The organism is Pseudomonas sp. NBB (genome assembly GCF_032701105.1).
GTDB classification, from domain to species: domain Bacteria; phylum Pseudomonadota; class Gammaproteobacteria; order Pseudomonadales; family Pseudomonadaceae; genus Aquipseudomonas; species Aquipseudomonas asiatica.
Genome location: NZ_CP103994.1, coordinates 2,942,954 through 2,957,507 on the forward strand (window position 1 = coordinate 2,942,954; position 14,554 = coordinate 2,957,507).

Consider the following 14,554-nt stretch of genomic DNA (forward strand, 5'->3'; position numbering starts at 1 on the left):
TTACGCCCACGTGGTAACCCAACAGGGGTAGAGGATGAATTTTACGCTGCACGACATCGCCTGGCACCGCTCGGTAGGCCAATTGATCGAAACCCTCGACAAGGACCACTTCTGGACAGCCTTGGTGCGGTTGCTGAACGAGTACGTTGCCTGCGACAGCTGGGTTGCGCTGCTGTTTTCCGCAGGGCGCCCGCAGGTGTTCGCCGAGTGCCCCAGTGCAGACGGCAACCCTGACCCGCTGTTCCAGGACTACCTGAAGGGCTTGTACCTGCTGGACCCTTTCTACGTGGCTAGCCGAGAGGCTGCGGTGTCCGGCCTGGTGCGCCTGGCGGATGTGGCCCCTGAGTGTTTCGAGCAGACGGACTACTACCAGCGCTATTTCCGACTTAACGTGGTTGCCGATGAAATTCAGTTCAACGTGCAGCTGGATGCGCAGCGCACGCTGTGCCTGTCGTTGGGTAGCAAGCGCCGGTTCAGCATCGAACAGGTCACCCTGCTGGAACTGTTGCGGCCATGGGTCACTGCGCTGATGCGCCAGCGGATGACGTTCGAGCGGGAGTTGCTGGAAGAGGCCACCAAACCTGCGCCGCACTGGCAAAGCCGCATGGAGGACAGGGTCGAGCAGATGGAGTCGCCGCTGACCGGGCGTGAGCTGGAGGTGGGGCGGCTGATGCTGAGCGGGTGTTCCAGCAAAGAAATTGCGCGCAAGCTTGAAATCTCCGTGGAGACAGTGAAAGTGCACCGCAAGCATATGTACAGCAAGTTGGGTATCAAATCGCAGTCGGAGCTTTTTTCGCTGTTTCTTCAGGCCCAGCTGGGTTGAATCAGGCTAGCTGTATGGCTCCACTGGCTTGTGATGAATACTGTGGCACCCAGGCCTGCGCTGCATCTTCAGATTCGACTGGTAATTAAAAATGACCCGCCCGCTGTTTGTTTCCATCGATGGGCCCAAGGGCACCGGCAAGACCACGCTTCTGGAGGCGGTTACCAAAGCCTTGCGGGCTGACAACAAGAAAGTGATCCGGCTTTGCGAGAAAAAAAGCGACCCCTACCGGGGGGAAACCATGGCCCTTGTCAATCAACTGGTCAGAAACCCCTCCCGGGACCTGGAATTGAGGGTATGCGAGCGCTTCGCCGAAAGCCGTGCCTGGATTTCCCGACACGTGCTGCCCAGGCAGCCAGCGGGCAGCATCATCCTGATCGATCGCTGGTACCCTTCTGATGCCGCATTTCGCCGCAGCGTGGCGTTCGACGAGATCCTGCGCCTGAACCTCGAGCGAAATGTGCAAGTGCCCGATTTGCATGTCGGGGTCGTCACGGCCCCCGATACTTCATGGGCAAGAGCCGCGGCAAGGACGCGCGGGCTGGGCAGTACGGTGATCCATAGCCTGGTCGAGCAGGTTGCCTGTACCGAAGCGTTCGAGCGTGCGGTTGCGGAACACGGCTGGGTATTGTGCCGTAATGAAGGGGCCATCGAGGATGCAACGCGGCAGATAGTGGCCGAGATCGATGGCGTGCTTCGACCACGCCATCGACCGCAGTGCGATCAGTGCTGAAACAACAGCAAGTACTGGTTACTGCTTCATGGGCATATCCATCATCGACGACTGCTGATCCATCATCTTCATCATCATGTCCATCATTCCGTCGCCCATACCCATGCCACCCTTGGCTCCCGACATTCCCATGCCCGAACCCATGCAGCCCGCAGCATGTTGCTGGTGCAGCATGGCCATGCTCTCCTTCATTGTCTTCATGCCCTCGCGCATGGCGGCCTGGCGCTCGGCAGGGGTCTTCGCGGCTGCGGCTTTGTCATGAGCAACCTGCATCTTGTGCATTTGCTCGCTCATCGCCTTGTGCATGGGCGACTCGGAAGTTGTACTGGCGGCTGGGGCGCTGGTGGAGGCGTCGCCAGCCTGATTTTTGGCTTCGGCATGCGCCATGAATGCACTACCGGCCAGAACAACAGCAAGAACCAACTTCAATTGCGTTTGCATGGCGAACTCCACTTTTATGGATATATACGACGTGCCTCGAGGCCTTGGTATGCCTGGATGATTGCAGTCTAGGCGGCCATCTGGTCGCGAATTTGACCTGCATCAAACAAGTGCAGCTTCATGTACTTTGAATAGGCTGGCTAATCTCATTGAAGTTGTCGGCATAGGGTCGTGGTATTTTTCAGCTTTCTTACTGAACCGTTAATTGTTCTCTTGTTCATGTTCCGGGAGAAATACGATGGCAATTGATTGGCTGGCCTTTACACCATGGTCCGCGCTGGCTGGTGGTGTGTTGATCGGGCTGGGGGCTGGGCTGTTCGCGGTGGTGAATGGCCGTATTGCAGGAATCAGTGGTTTGCTCGGTTCGATGCTGCAGCGAGGCGGGGAAGGGCGCAGAGAAAAGCTTGCCTTTCTTTTGGGGCTGCTGGCAGCCCCGTTGCTTTGGGGGATATTTGCCACGCTGCCGTCAGCCCGTTTCACCACGGCATCCTGGACACTCATCGCAGCGGGCCTGCTGGTAGGGCTCGGCACCCGCTACGGCAGCGGTTGTACCAGCGGCCACGGCGTCTGTGGCCTGTCGCGCCTGTCACCCCGTTCGGCGGTGGCAACGCTGTGCTTCATGGCTACCGGTTTTGCCACGGTTTATGTGGTCCGCCATCTCGTACAAGGGGTGTGACATGCCAGTGTTCAGTGGTTTCATCGCCGGGCTGCTGTTCGGCGTGGGGTTGTTGCTGGCAGGCATGGCCGACCCCGCCAAGGTGCTCGGCTTTCTCGACATCGCAGGGCAATGGGACCCTTCGCTGGCGCTGGTGATGATCGGGGCGATTGCCGCAGCATGGATACCGATGCGCTGGGCGAGCGGTCATCCAACGGCCCTGCTGGGTGGGGCGATGCAATTGCCTGGCCGACGTGATGTGGACCGCCGCCTTATCGGCGGCAGCCTGGTATTCGGCATTGGCTGGGGGCTTGCGGGCATCTGCCCGGGGCCGGCCCTGGTGCTGCTGCCTGCAGGGTACTGGCAGGCCTGGCTGTTCGTCGCTGCGATGCTGGTTGGCATGGGGTTGTTCCAGTGGCTTGAGGCGCGTCGTGGTAGCTGACATCCAGCTTTCCAGGCCAGACCGCTGTATGTACGCACCTTGGTGGATGCTGCATCATGCTTGGCCATTTACCGCCCCACGGAGAAAACGATGATCAAGACCGGCGAAACACTGCCCGACGTAACGCTTTACCAGTACAGCAACGGCGAGGGCGGCTGTGCAATCGGCCCGAACGCGTTTTCCCTGCACGAGCGCTGCAAGCAGAAAAAAGTGGTGATCTTCGGCTTGCCTGGTGCCTTCACGCCTACCTGTTCGCAGCGGCATGTACCGGGCTACGTGGCCGCGGCCCAGGACCTGTTCGCTACCGGGGTTGCCGAAATTCTCTGTGTTTCGGTCAATGATGCATTCGTCATGAATGCCTGGGGCGCGAGCCTGCAGGTGGGCGAGGAGGTCAGGATGATTGGCGATGGCAATGGTGAATTCAGCGAGGCGCTGGGCCTGATCCAGGACCTATCGGCACGCGGCATGGGGCGGCGTTCGCAACGCTATGCCATGTTGGTCGACGACTTGGTGGTCAGGCACATTGCGGTCGAAGCACCCGGCAAGTTCGAGTGCAGCGACGCTGCGAGCATGTTGGCGTTGCTGCGTTAGTTCGTGAGCACTGAAGGCATGCGCTGTCTCGCTGAAAACTGAGCATGCGGGTGTTTCGCGTACCGCTGTGGGAGCGGGTTTACCCGCGAAGAATCCAATGCGGTGCTTGGCACCGGCTTCGCCGGTGTTCGCGGGTGAACCCGCTCCCACAGGGCCCTGCTAAATCAATGATTCATGCGTTGTTCTATGAGAGCGGGTACGAAATAGGCCCATCAACCTCCGCCGACAATTTCATTTCAATACCAGAGACGTGTGCGAACTGGACGAACTGGATGCCATCACCGAACTGGTCGGGAAGGGTGTGGGGGTAGCGTTGGTACCACAAACAGTCAGCCGGGACGCCTGGCCTGCCTCCGTGCGCGCCTATGATCTTGGCGCCCACACGTTCCATCGCGACATTGGCCTGGTTCACCCTGCAAACGTTGCCTTGAGCGTGCAGGTTACGCTCTTGGTCCAGCTGATTGTCGAGGCGGTTGTTCAATGCCACTGACAACCTGAACCGGCGCCCCCGGTTCAGGTTTGGCACGCCAGCGACGGCTACGCGGCAAAGTCGGTAGAGAGCGACAGGTCCCGCCACTGGGCCAGCTCTTGCTCTACCGCGCTGTTCTTGGCCTCGATGCGCGCGACGGCATCGCTGCCCAGCGCCAGGCGCAGTGGCGGGTTCGCTGCATTGACCAGGGCCAGCAGGGCTTCGGCCAGCTTCGCAGGGTTGCCGGGCTGGGCATGGTTGGCCGCCTCGGCGTGGTGGCGCATGACGCCGACGGTGGCTGCGTAGTCAGGCAGCTCCAAGGCTGTCTTCACCAGCGATTGGTCATCCAGGAAGTCGGTACGGAAGAAGCCCGGCTCGACCACGGTCACCTTGATCCCCAAGGGGGCCAGCTCCTGATGCATCGCTTCGCTGATGCCTTCGACCGCGAACTTGGTCGAACCGTACACCCCCCAGCCCATGTAGGCCTGGTAGCCGCCGAGCGACGAGATGTTGATCACGTGGCCGCTGCGTTGGCGACGCATGTGGGGCAGTACGGCGCGGGTTACGTTGAGCAGCCCGAAAACGTTGGTGGCGAACAGCCGTTCGGTTTCGCTGGCGCTGGTTTCTTCTACCGCGCCGAGCACGCCATAACCGGCATTGTTGACCAGCACGTCGATTTGCCCGAAATGCTTGATGCCAGCAGCGACCGCCGCGTGGGCGTCCTCTTCGCGGGTCACATCCAGGCGCACGGCCAGCAGGTTCGGGTGCCGGCCAAGGCGAGCCTCGATGGCTTCCGGGTTACGCGCCGTTGCGATGACGGCGTCACCCGCTGCCAGGGCCTGTTGGGCGATCAGGGTGCCGAAACCGCGGGAAGCGCCAGTAATGAGCCAGGTACGCATGTCAACTCCTCCTGTATCCGACCCTGCACCATGCGGGCCTTCTCGATGAGTTGAGCGAACTTTAAAATCTGCGGATTGCTGTGATAATCCCATGAATATTACATAGGCCTTTGAGTAGCTTTCAGTAATGAAGCCAACCAGCACCGCCGATCTGTCCCTGTTCCTGTGCATTGCCCGCCACCTGAACTTCAGCCGCGCGGCAGTCGAGCTGGGCCTTACGCCCTCGGCCCTGAGCCATGCGCTGCGGGCTCTGGAAACCCGTCTTGATGTTCGCCTGTTCAACCGCACCACGCGCAGTGTGGCGCTTACCGAGGCCGGGGAGCGTCTTTACCAGAGGCTGCAACCGGCCTTTCGGGACATCGCCGACGCGCTGGAGGACCTCAACAACTTCCGCGACAAACCGTCAGGCAACCTGCGTATCACTGCCGGGCGCGCCGCAGTAGAGCTCGCGCTACTGCCACTGGCCAATCGCTTTCTGCTGGCGTATCCGGATATACGCCTGGAAATCGTCAGTGACGATGCGCTGGTGGACATGGTGGGCACCGGCTTTGACGCTGGCGTGCGCCTGGGGGAGCGACTCCAGGCGGACATGGTTTCGCTGCCCATCGGCCCTTACCTTCGTTCGGTGGTGGTAGCGGCGCCCGCGTTTTTCGATCGATATCCTGTTCCACAGCACCCGCAAGACTTGAAGCAACTACCTTGCATCGGGCACCGCTTCCCTGGTGGCGCACTTTATCGATGGGAGTTCGAGCGCGGGGGTGTGCAACTGGAGGTCGATGTCCAGGGGCCCTTGGTATTGGGTGACGTCAGCCTGATGCTGGCGCCTGCCTTGCAAGGGCTCGGCCTGGCCTACGTGTTCGAAGACATGGCCAAGGAGCACCTGGAGCGTGGCCATCTGCAGCAGGTGCTGGAGGACTGGTGTCACTACTACCCGGGGCTGTATCTGTACTACCCGAGCCGCCGCCAGGTGCCTGCGGCGTTGAGGGCCTTCATCGAATTCGTACGGGAGCAGCGCTAGCGTGAGCGTGGCTTTTGGAGGCAGGTAGGGAAGGGCTAAACTGGCGCCAGTTCCAGACGTTCGCTTTGCCGTTGCTGCCTGCATACCCCGGAGGTAACTCATGGCTTCTGCACCTGAAAGGCTCTTTTTCGAGGACTTGCAAGTAGGTGAGTCCTTCATGAGCGGCTCGTATGAAATGACCCAGGAGCGGATCCTGAGTTTCGCCTCGGAGTTCGACCCCCAGCCATTCCATACGGACCCCGATGCTGCCCAAGAAACCTTTTTTGCTGGGCTGGCTGCTAGCGGCTGGCATACATCCGCAGTCACGATGCGGTTGTTGGTAGAGAGTGTTCCAGTGGCTGGAGGGCTCATCGGTGCCGGCAGCGAAATCAGCTGGCCAAGGGCCGTGCGACCAGGTGACCTGTTGCGAGTGACCACAACCATAAGGGAGCTTGCCGCGTCGAAGTCCAAGCCTGACCGGGGCTTCGCTGTCCTTGAGAGCATCACGCTCAATCAGGACGATGCCGTATGCCAAACCACGGTTTCAAGGGTATTGGTGTTTCGCCGGGCAGATGCGTAAGGCCCCGAACTGTCCACATCATTCAATGCTCATGGGCATGCGAGTGAACGGTCAGGGCACCCGGCACCTTGGTCCGTTCGAGCCCGCCGTGGTCCAGCCACCGAAGCGTCTGCTCATAGGCCCGCTCCAGCAACGACTCGGTCTGGTCGAAGTTGAATACCGAGACATCGACCGGGCACAAGGGCGGAACGATATGCAGACTGGTGAGCGTGCGGAAGTGTTCGATGTCACTCACAAGCTGGCGCATGCTCATCAGGTTGACAGTGTGCAAGGCCAGGGCGACAAGGCCGCGGGGCGGTTGAGTCAAGGCGCAGCTGAGCCCGGTGGGGATTACCACGACATTGCTGGCGCCCAGCGCTACGGCAGTCGAAATAGGCGTGTTGCTTGCCACACCGCCATCCACCAGGAACTGGCCGCCGATCTGCACGCAAGGGAACACCAGCGGTATCGCGGCGCTGGCCAGTAGCGCCTGCTCGAGCTCGCCATTGCGTAGCACTGTCTCGGCACCACTTAGCAGGTCGGTGGTGACGATATGCAGGGGCAGTTTCGCATCCTCGATGCGATGGATCGGCAGCGCCTTGCCAAGCAATCGGTGCAAGGCCGCTGGTTGCAGCAGGAAACCACGCCGTTTGAGCAGGCCTCGGCAGGTATCGAGCCAGGACAACGGAAAGATGTCGGTTCTGCTCAGGCCCCGCCAGAATTCGGCGAGTGTCTCGACACCCTGAGCGTTGGGCCTTGCTGCAAAGTAGGCACCGTTGATGGCGCCTACCGAGGCGCCAACCACCATGTCGAACTGGACTTCGGCTTCGACCAGGGCCCGCAGCATCCCCACCTGGACCGCACCCAGACTGCCGCCGCCAGCGAACACGATTGCGGTTTGCGTAGGCATGATTGCTGTCTCTGCGCAGACGTGTGTCGACTGAGTGTAGTTGGCCGGGTGCCGGCGGGGCTGGTTGCTGCCAGTGCCGCGCACATCTCATTTCTTGCCCGGCAATACCGAACCGAGAACTTGCCTGGCCGTCTGCACGATGACCCCAGCCTGGTCCGGGTCGCCCTTGAGCAGGCTGCTGGCGAACTTCTTCGCCTGTTCAAGCTTGATGTGCGGCGGCAAGGGAGGTACGTCCGGATCGGTCTTGAACTCGATCAACACCGGCCGGTCAGCCGCCAGGGCTCGCTCCCAGGCGCCGGCAATGTCTTCTTCGCGTTCCACATAGATGCCTTGCAAACCGATGGAGATGGCGAACAGGTGGTAGGGCACATCAGGAATCGCCTGTGAGGCCTCGAACTTGGGGTCGCCCTCCATTACCCGTTGTTCCCAGGTCACCTGGTTGAGGTCTTCGTTGTTGAACACCGCGCAGATCCACTGGGGGTTTTCCCACAGGCGCCAGTACTTGGCGACGGTGATCAGCTCGGCCAGGTTGTTCATCTGCATCGCCCCGTCACCCACCAATGCCACCACGCTGCGCTGCGGATGGGCGAACTTGGCGGCGATGGCATAGGGTACCGCCGCGCCCATGCTGGCCAGGCCACCGGACAACGAACACTGCATGCCCTGGCGTATCTGCAGGTCGCGGGCAAACCAGTTGGCGCAGGACCCGGAGTCGCTGGTGACGATGGCGTGGTCGGGCAGGCGAGGGGAGAGTTCGTGCACCACGCGCTGGGGGTTGATCGGGTCGGCCTTTACCAAGGCGCGTTTCTGCAGGGTCTTGTCCCAGTCTGCGCGCCAGCCTTCAACCTTGTCGCGCCAACGGCGCTCGGTCTTGTGTTCGAGCAATGGCAGCAGTGCCCGCAGCGTTTCGCTGGCGTCACCGACCAGGTTGACCTCCATGGGGTAGCGCAGGCTGAGCATGTCTGGCTGCAAATCGATCTGCACGCCACGGGCCTGGCCTTCCTCAGGCAGGAACTCGGCGTAGGGGAAGCCGGAACCTATCATCAGCAAGGTGTCGCATTCGCTCATCAACCGATAACTCGGTTCGGTACCTAGCAGCCCGATGGCGCCGGTGACCCAGGGCAGGTTGTCTGCCACTACGGCCTTGCCCAGCAGCGCCTTGGCCACGCCTGCACCAAGCGTTTCAGCTACCGCGATCACCTGTTCGGTGGCTTGCAGTGCACCGGCTCCGACCAGGATCGCCACTTTTCGTCCAGCGTTGAGTACCTCGGCGGCACGTTGCAGGTCCTGCTCGAAAGGCACCACCCTGGGCCTGCTGTAGCCGATGCCGGAATGCACCGTGCCATGGGCTTTCGGTGGTTCGTGGTAGGGCAGGTCCTGCAGGTCGTTGGGCAGGATGATGGCGGTGACCCGGCGTTCGCCGACGGCGGTACGTACGGCGCGATCGAGCAAGTGGCGCACCTGTTCCGGGGTCGAAGCCTGCTGGACGAAGGCACCTGCGACGTCCTTGAACATCGACAGCAGGTCCAGCTCCTGCTGGTAATGCCCGCCAAGCGCTGCTCGCGCCTGCTGACCGACGATGGCCAGCACCGGCTGGTGATCCATGCGCGCGTCATACAGGCCGGTAAGCAGATGTGAAGCGCCGGGGCCGGAGGTGGCAATGCACACGCCCAATTCGCCGGTGAACTTGGCATGGGCGCTGGCCATGAAGGCTGCCATTTCCTCGTGGCGTGCCTGGATGAACTGGATCTTGCCCTCGGCCCGGCTCAACGCCCCAAATACCCCATTGATGCCGTCGCCGGGGTAACCGAAGATGCGCCGCACCCCCCATTGATACATGCGCTCCACCAGAAAGTCGCCTACCGTGCTGGTCATTGCCTTCTCCCGTCCTGTGACCGATAGGGGTCTGGACTTGGCGCGGATCGGGAAAGTTTCAAGCGTGTGCGCACTGGTCTACCGACTGGAACCTTGCATGAGCCATCGGGTTCGCAAGTGAACGGACAACAGGATCAGGATGCTCGACATGAATGCGACAGACACTGCGGGTGCCACCGTGCAGACCTTGTATTTCAAGGACGACGGTGCAACGCCGAACAGCCGTTTCCCGGTATTGCTGTACCGCTTGCAACTCAACCCGTCGCAAGACTGCGCCAGTGCCTTCGAGGCGCTGTTCACCGCACACCAGTGGGTGCCGCTGTGGCGCGGTGGGATCTTCGATTACCATCACTTTCACCCCAATGCTCATGAAGTTCTGGGCATCGCATGCGGCCGGGCGCGGGTGACGCTGGGCGGCGAAGCGGGGCAGACCATAAGCGTGAAGTGCGGCGACGTACTGGTACTGCCGGCAGGAACTGGCCATCGCTGCGTCGAGAGCAGCGATGATTTTCTGGTGGTCGGCGCCTATCCCAAGGGGCAGGAAAACTACGATATCCAGCGCCCAGAAAGCGCAGCGCACCAGCAGACGCTGGCGCGAATCGCCTCCGTGCCCGGCCCCGCACAAGACCCGGTCAACGGCACGCGTGGTGCCCTGATGGCGGCCTGGCGCTGAGTGCCTGAGCCGGTCGTCGCCCCTGCTGAACGGCTGCACTCAAGCCAGGATCAATCGAGCTGAGTCGCCCGATTTCATTCAGCCAGCAGGAGTTACAGCGATGGCCCAGTACCTGTACCTGATCAGCTACATCCTCGACAACCAACCCGGCACCTGCGAATTGCGCAGCGACCAGGAAGACCTTAGCCGCGAAGCAGCGCGCGATTACCTCCAAGGCCTGCACCGCAACGAAGCGTCATCTTTCACTGACGTGCAGGTGCAACGTCTGGAGCACGACCATGAGCCAGGCACGTCGCCGGGGCATTATCAGCAACCGTGAAGAGGTGAGGGCTGGCAGATGAAAAGAAGAGGTGAAACCTATAGAAAGTGGTGCGACCCGATCCTGCACCATCAAACCCATGAGGAAACGCTCGGCACCGGCACTTGCCTGGAAGTGCAGACGCGCTTGTCACGCACAGGCGCCACGCAGTTGTTCATTGGCGTCTATCGCACTGACGGTTCGGTGCTGTGCGAACGGATCTATGACCAACGCGCGGGGGAAACCATGAGGCGTGCGTTGCTGTGGGGTGTGGGGTATGCCCGGCGCGTCGCGGGTGAGGGCGAGGCGTTGCGTGGCGAACCAGCCGGTAGCTGATGATTTATCTGGGTTGCGCTGGCTGGAGCCTGTCGAGCCGTTACGCCGAGGCATTTGCGCAGCCCGGCAGCCACCTGCAACGCTACGCCACCCGCTTCAATGCGGTGGAAATCAACAGTTCCTTCTACCGGCCCCATCGCCCGGAAACCTATGCCCGTTGGGCTGCGTCCGTACCAGAGCATTTCCGCTTTGCGGTGAAGGTGCCCAAGGTCATCAGCCATTAGCAGCGGCTCTGCGGGTGCGAGGACGCGCTGGACAGGTTTCTTGCTCAATGCGGGCAGTTGGGCGACCGCCTGGGTTGCCTGCTGGTACAACTGCCGCCATCGCTTGGCCATGCCCCCCAGCATGCGCGACGTTTCTTCGAAAGCCTGCGGCAACGGTATGACGGGCCGGTAGCGCTGGAGCCCAGGCACGCCAGCTGGCAATCGGCTCAGCCGATGCTGGTCGATTTGCGCATCGCCCAGGTTGCCGCGAGCCCGTCGCGCTTCGTTACCGATGCGCAACCGGGAGGTTGGCCGGGGCTGGTCTACTGGCGCCTGCATGGCGAACCGAGGATCTACCACAGCGAGTATCCCGACGAATATCTGCAGCGTCTGGCTGAACACTTGCGGTACAGCCTTGCCGCCGGAGTGCCCACCTGGTGCATTTTCGACAACACCGCCTCCGGTGCTGCGATAGCCAATGCACTGGCTCTGGAGCGGCATTTGCGCTGAGGAAGTGATGGAAGCATGGCGATGGAAAAGAGCGATGACCAACCAGTCAAAATTAATGAATCTTTTTACACGTTGCTCGCTCCATTAGTCTGAATTGGTGAAGGAGAGTGCAATGGCTGGACAGCAGTTGTATGTGATCGAGTACGAGCTTCATGGGGAATTTCGCACCTTCATCATCCGGCTCGAGCGTATGGACAACGCCGAAGCCTGGCACTGGGCAAGTTGCGATGCCGGCGTGGGTATCATTCCACGGTTCGGCCAGCACAAGATCAAGAAGGTCAGCCGGCCGATGGCTGAGCGCTACGGCATCAACAATGTGCGCTGGCGGGTATCGGGCGACGGGCCGGAATTCGTCGCACCGACCATTGATGTAAAGAAGTTCTCCAATAGCGGTACCGGCAATACCTGAAGCTTGTTGTGCGCAAGCCTGCCTGAAATCTTCAGGCAGGCTTGCGCTCATGGGTTCGCTTCCCAAGTTTCGAGGCATCACCACTCTCACTTTCAGGAGCCAGTACGTGCCGCAAATCATCACTCCAGGCACCCCTGAACACGAGATCAGCGAGCGGAACGCCCGCATGTTCGGCTCGCCAAAGGAACGCCTGGATTTCTACCGCCGTGAAATCCAGTACGAGACCAGCATCCTTGCCAACCGCACTGACGCCTATCTAGCTGCCCAGTCGTTTCTGGTGATCGCCTTCGTGTCGTCAATGAGTAACCTCAACCAGAGCTGGGGCGAGATGTTCACGCTGGTGGTTCCCCCGTTTCTCGCATTGCTGGGCGTATTGAGTTCACTCAATGCCTGGCCGGGTATTCGCGCGGCCTACAAGATCATCGAGCATTGGCAAGTGAAACAGAGCCACCTGCTGCGCAGCGAGCCATTGATGGGGCTGGCGTATGACGAATCGCCATTGTTCAGTGAGGCTGAAATTTCAGAGGCCGGGCACCGTAAGTCGTTGTTGTTTTCGCTGCGTACGCCTTGGATATTCCTGGTCTTCTGGATGGTTCTCGGTATCTACGCGGTCTTCATCCAGCTGGCGTGAGCAGCACAGCTGCACCCCCTTACAAGGCGGTGCTGCGATCGTTGTCGACGCTGATTACCGCCACATGCAAAGCCTCTGCTCCGGTACCAGCAACCAAGATTGATTGCGCTATTTTCTTTGGTCCTCTGGACAAATGTCATAGATCACAAACGCTGAACTCCTGCCACCTCACCTGCGTCCCTCGAATGAATGCCCCAATAAAAGCGGCACTCACCCAACAATCAGCTTCGAGGGCGAAACGATGGACAAGACCAATCAAAGTTCGACATCTCCACCCGGTAGCACCCAGGAGCATGCCTTTATCGACGACGCCGGTGCGCTGCTTGGCGAGGCCAGGCACAAAGGCAGCGAGCAGTTCGAACATTACCGCGATAACGCAGCCGATCAGCTTGATTCGCTCGAGGAAGGTGCGCGTTCGGCGGCAGCTGCACTGCAAGGCAAGGACAGTCTCGGGCTGTCGCAGTACCTGAACCAGGCAGCAGAGTGCGTGGGTGAGTTCGCCGAACAGGTACGCCATGAAAGTGCCGAAAGCCTGCTGCAGCGTGGTGCTCAGTTGGCCAGGAGCAACCCGGCGCTATTCCTGGCCGGTAGCGTCGCCATCGGGTTTGCCGTATCGCGTTTCATGCGAGCCAGCACCAGCCATGAGTCCACCACCCCTGCGTCGTCCGGTGATTGGCAACAGTCCCACCCCGCGCAGCCAGTGCCTGATCGTGGTAGCGACGTATCCACCCGTGAACCTTTCACCCCAGTCGACCCAGTCGGCCCTGGTGCAGGCACGCCGGTCAGTGGCAGCCCGTTCGAACGCGATCCTCTCAAAGGAGGTGAATGATGAACAAAGAACCCTTGCATACCACCCCGAGCTTGCACACGGCGGAAGACGACGCCGTCGGTGTTGGCGGTTTGTTGCGCCAGCTGATGCGGGAAGTACCGGACCTGTTCACCAAGGAGCTGGCGCTGGCCAAGGCAGAGCTGCAGCAGAACCTCGCCACCCTCAAGGCCGGCACGGCTGCGGTGGCAGCGGGTGCGATCGTGATGCTGGCGGGCTTCGTCATCCTGTTGCTGGCGGCAGTCTACGCCTTGGCGACGGTGCTCGAACCCTGGCTGGCAGCCCTGATCGTGGGCGCGGTCACCTTGGTAATCGGGTTCATCATGTTGCAGTCGGGCAAGAAACGGTTCGAACCCACGCACCTGGCCCCTGACCGTACCTTGCATGCCATGCAGCAGGACAAGGACACGCTGAAGAGGAAACTGCCATGACCACTTCCTTCGAACATGAAGCGCACAAAGACCCTGACTTGCTCGAGCAGGAAATCAACGCCAAGCGCGAGCACATCAGCGATCTGGTGGACGCCCTCGAACAGCGCCTGAGCCCGGGCCAGATGGTCGACCGGGTCCTGGCCTATGCCAAGGGCAATGGCGGCGAGTTCTTCGAGAACCTTGGCACCACCCTCAAGAACAACCCCGTACCCGCAACCCTGACGGTATTGGGCCTGGCCTGGCTGGGCCTGAACCAGAACCGCCCCTTCAACCCCGGGCCTGCGCACCATGGGCCTGGGTTGGGCGAAAAGCTCGGCGACGCGGTGGACACGGTGAAGGGCGCTTTCGCGCAGGCGGGGGAGGCAGTGCACGACGCTAGCCAGAAGGTGCGCATGAAAGCCCATGACATGCGCGATCGGGCCAGCGAAGTTGGCAGCGGCGCTCGCGACTCCGTGGGGGCTTCTGCGGATACCCTGCGCCATTCGGCACATAAAGCCGCAGATCAGGCCACGGCTCTGAAGGGCCAGTTCGATCATCTGCTTCAGGAGCAACCGCTGGTATTGGCCGCTTTGGGGATAGCGCTGGGTGCGGCATTGGGGGCGGCGCTACCCAGTACCCGCAAGGAAGACCAGCTGATGGGCGCCAGCAGCGATCGCTTGACCGACACGCTCAAGGCCAAGGGCCGCGAGGTGAAGGCGTCGGTCGAAGAGTCGCTCGATCAGGCGGGTGGTAAAGCGTCGACACAGGCGGAGCGCAAGCCTGGAGACTCCGACCTTTCCTCAGGGTTGGGCTTCAATTCCTGATCCCGCTGGATGTGCGTCGCCGGCCCCTCTGCCTGCGCAG

The 14,554-nt window shown here is 61.1% G+C and carries 19 protein-coding genes and 2 pseudogenes; 17 read left to right on the forward strand and 4 right to left on the reverse strand.

Annotation, left to right across the window (positions count from 1 at the left end):
- Positions 1–34 precede the first annotated feature (34 nt).
- Positions 35–823, forward strand: coding sequence for a helix-turn-helix transcriptional regulator (locus NY023_RS13850; protein WP_013972570.1), 789 nt, complete (start codon positions 35–37; stop codon positions 821–823).
- Between the two features lie 91 nt (positions 824–914).
- The gene (locus NY023_RS13855) at positions 915–1,556 is read left to right on the forward strand and encodes a dTMP kinase (RefSeq protein ID WP_013972571.1); all 642 of its coding nucleotides are present in this window, start codon (positions 915–917) and stop codon (positions 1,554–1,556) included.
- A gap of 18 nt (positions 1,557–1,574) precedes the next feature.
- On the opposite strand, the gene NY023_RS13860 is transcribed toward NY023_RS13855, so the two are convergent.
- Positions 1,575–1,997, reverse strand: a complete 423-nt coding sequence (locus NY023_RS13860; RefSeq protein ID WP_024087108.1) for a hypothetical protein — start codon at positions 1,995–1,997, stop codon at positions 1,575–1,577.
- 238 nt (positions 1,998–2,235) lie between these two features.
- Here NY023_RS13860 and NY023_RS13865 point away from each other — a divergent pair, with 238 nt between their 5' ends.
- From NY023_RS13865 to NY023_RS13880, 4 genes and pseudogenes are all read left to right on the forward strand, one after another.
- Positions 2,236–2,673, forward strand: coding sequence for a YeeE/YedE family protein (locus tag NY023_RS13865; protein WP_013972573.1), 438 nt, complete (start codon positions 2,236–2,238; stop codon positions 2,671–2,673).
- A 1-nt stretch (position 2,674) separates the two neighbouring features.
- Positions 2,675–3,094, forward strand: a complete 420-nt coding sequence (locus NY023_RS13870) for a DUF6691 family protein (protein ID WP_024087109.1) — start codon at positions 2,675–2,677, stop codon at positions 3,092–3,094.
- Between the two features lie 90 nt (positions 3,095–3,184).
- Positions 3,185–3,685, forward strand: a complete 501-nt coding sequence (locus NY023_RS13875) for a peroxiredoxin (RefSeq protein ID WP_013972575.1) — start codon at positions 3,185–3,187, stop codon at positions 3,683–3,685.
- A 223-nt stretch (positions 3,686–3,908) separates the two neighbouring features.
- A pseudogene (locus tag NY023_RS13880) lies at positions 3,909–4,175 on the forward strand (LysR substrate-binding domain-containing protein); the annotation flags it as partial.
- Positions 4,176–4,222: 47 nt separating this feature from the next.
- Here NY023_RS13880 and NY023_RS13885 read toward each other — a convergent pair.
- Positions 4,223–5,053 (reverse strand): oxidoreductase, encoded by an 831-nt coding sequence (locus NY023_RS13885; protein ID WP_013972577.1) that lies wholly within the window; start codon positions 5,051–5,053, stop codon positions 4,223–4,225.
- A 127-nt stretch (positions 5,054–5,180) separates the two neighbouring features.
- Here NY023_RS13885 and NY023_RS13890 point away from each other — a divergent pair, with 127 nt between their 5' ends.
- Both NY023_RS13890 and NY023_RS13895 read left to right on the forward strand, forming a co-directional pair.
- A complete protein-coding gene (locus NY023_RS13890; protein ID WP_013972578.1) occupies positions 5,181–6,071 on the forward strand; it encodes a LysR family transcriptional regulator in 891 nt (296 codons plus the stop codon).
- Between the two features lie 100 nt (positions 6,072–6,171).
- Positions 6,172–6,630: a MaoC family dehydratase gene (locus NY023_RS13895; RefSeq protein WP_013972579.1), complete on the forward strand. Its 459-nt coding sequence runs from the start codon at positions 6,172–6,174 to the stop codon at positions 6,628–6,630.
- Positions 6,631–6,652: 22 nt separating this feature from the next.
- Here NY023_RS13895 and NY023_RS13900 read toward each other — a convergent pair whose 3' ends face one another.
- Both NY023_RS13900 and NY023_RS13905 read right to left on the reverse strand, forming a co-directional pair.
- Positions 6,653–7,519 (reverse strand): patatin-like phospholipase family protein, encoded by an 867-nt coding sequence (locus tag NY023_RS13900; protein ID WP_013972580.1) that lies wholly within the window; start codon positions 7,517–7,519, stop codon positions 6,653–6,655.
- An 87-nt stretch (positions 7,520–7,606) separates the two neighbouring features.
- Positions 7,607–9,394, reverse strand: a complete 1,788-nt coding sequence (locus NY023_RS13905) for a thiamine pyrophosphate-requiring protein (RefSeq protein WP_013972581.1) — start codon at positions 9,392–9,394, stop codon at positions 7,607–7,609.
- Between the two features lie 139 nt (positions 9,395–9,533).
- Here NY023_RS13905 and NY023_RS13910 point away from each other — a divergent pair, with 139 nt between their 5' ends.
- The 9 genes and pseudogenes from NY023_RS13910 to NY023_RS13950 all read left to right on the forward strand — a co-directional run bounded on the left by NY023_RS13910 (position 9,534) and on the right by NY023_RS13950 (position 14,514).
- On the forward strand, positions 9,534–10,067 hold the full coding sequence (locus NY023_RS13910) for a cupin domain-containing protein (protein ID WP_013972582.1): 534 nt from the start codon (positions 9,534–9,536) through the stop codon (positions 10,065–10,067).
- A gap of 100 nt (positions 10,068–10,167) precedes the next feature.
- Positions 10,168–10,386, forward strand: a complete 219-nt coding sequence (locus tag NY023_RS13915) for a hypothetical protein (RefSeq protein WP_013972583.1) — start codon at positions 10,168–10,170, stop codon at positions 10,384–10,386.
- A gap of 18 nt (positions 10,387–10,404) precedes the next feature.
- Positions 10,405–10,701, forward strand: a complete 297-nt coding sequence (locus tag NY023_RS13920; RefSeq protein WP_013972584.1) for a hypothetical protein — start codon at positions 10,405–10,407, stop codon at positions 10,699–10,701.
- A pseudogene (locus tag NY023_RS13925) lies at positions 10,701–11,414 on the forward strand (DUF72 domain-containing protein). The gene NY023_RS13920 and the pseudogene NY023_RS13925 overlap by 1 nt, the downstream one beginning before the upstream one ends.
- 112 nt (positions 11,415–11,526) lie before the next feature.
- Entirely contained in the window at positions 11,527–11,823 is a 297-nt protein-coding gene (locus NY023_RS13930; protein ID WP_024087113.1) for a DUF6555 family protein, read from the forward strand.
- 106 nt (positions 11,824–11,929) lie between these two features.
- Positions 11,930–12,454, forward strand: a complete 525-nt coding sequence (locus NY023_RS13935) for a hypothetical protein (RefSeq protein WP_013972586.1) — start codon at positions 11,930–11,932, stop codon at positions 12,452–12,454.
- Between the two features lie 241 nt (positions 12,455–12,695).
- Complete coding sequence (locus NY023_RS13940; protein ID WP_013972587.1) at positions 12,696–13,283, forward strand: hypothetical protein; 588 nt, start codon at positions 12,696–12,698, stop codon at positions 13,281–13,283.
- The gene (locus tag NY023_RS13945; RefSeq protein ID WP_024087114.1) at positions 13,283–13,711 is read left to right on the forward strand and encodes a phage holin family protein; all 429 of its coding nucleotides are present in this window, start codon (positions 13,283–13,285) and stop codon (positions 13,709–13,711) included. Before NY023_RS13940 ends, NY023_RS13945 begins: the two co-directional genes overlap by 1 nt.
- Positions 13,708–14,514, forward strand: coding sequence for a DUF3618 domain-containing protein (locus tag NY023_RS13950; protein ID WP_013972589.1), 807 nt, complete (start codon positions 13,708–13,710; stop codon positions 14,512–14,514). The genes NY023_RS13945 and NY023_RS13950 overlap by 4 nt, the downstream gene beginning before the upstream one ends.
- Positions 14,515–14,554: the final 40 nt, after the last annotated feature.